This is a genomic window from Shewanella sp. 0m-8, from assembly GCF_052977265.1.
The window spans coordinates 1-1,073 of the sequence record NZ_JBRIMB010000107.1 but is presented as its reverse complement, the minus strand read 5'-3'; the positions used below and the strand labels follow the sequence as shown (position 1 = coordinate 1,073).

The following is a 1,073-nucleotide window of genomic DNA, read 5'->3' as shown; positions in this document are numbered from 1 at the left end:
CACTGGCACTGGCACTGGCACTGGCACTGGCACTGGCACTGGCACTGGCACTGGCACTGGCACTGGCACTGGCACTGATGAAAAACTGTTACAAGTAGATAGTCAAGAACAAATTCAACAAGTTAAAGAAGATGGGATTGTTGATACGGTCAATGGACAACTTCAAGCACACGGTACAGGCAATGATTCTGTCACCTGGTCTACCGAACACTCGCAGGGTCAATATGGCGACCTCGTTGTAGATGCGAGCACAGGACAATGGCATTACCACCTAAACAATCATTCAGCCCAAACCAACGCACTATCTGAAGGTGAGCAGCATACTGAACAATTTGCCATCACAGCGACTGACAACCTAGGACACAAAGTTAATACTGTCATCAGTGTTGAAGTTGAGGGCAGCAATGACCTTCCGACCATCTCAGGCCTGCACGCTGCTAGTCTAAATGAGATGGGCAATGTTGATACCGTTAGTGGTCAGTTACTCACAACGGATCCAGACCATGGTGATAGCCTCAGTTGGGCTGTACCTCAGTCTCTAGGCCAATATGGCCAGCTCCTAATTGATGAAAAAAGTGGTGTTTGGCAGTATCAGTTGGACAACAGCTCAGCGCATACCCTCGGCCTCCATGCCGGACAGGTGGCCAGCGAAACATTTAGAGTCACAGCAACTGATAGCTCTGGCTTACCTGTTAGCCAAATTGTGTCTATCTCTATCCACGGTACCGATGAGGTCGCCAAAATTAGCGGCGTATCCAGCGCATCGCTAACCGAAGATACCGATGTAAATGTTGGCTTTCTTCATACCGACGGCCAGCTGAGTCTGCTCGATCCCGATAGTGGGCAAAACCAATTTATTAGCGAGTCTCTGCAGGGTCAGTTTGGTAGCTTGACCTTAAATAACTTAGGTCACTGGACTTACACCGCGGATAACTCGCAAGCAGTCATTCAAGGGCTCAAATCAGGTGAGTCATTAACCGATACTCTCATTGTTCGCAGCGTCGATGGCACCGAGCAGAAGATTAGCGTCACCATTAACGGCACTGACGATAAAGCAATCATAGCAGGCACTT

The 1,073-nt window shown here is 48.9% G+C and carries 1 protein-coding gene; it reads left to right on the top strand.

Annotation, left to right across the window (positions count from 1 at the left end; genetic code table 11):
* A partial coding sequence (locus ACVBIO_RS21570) for a VCBS domain-containing protein (RefSeq protein ID WP_447173428.1) occupies positions 1–1,073 on the top strand: 1,073 nt, incomplete at both ends.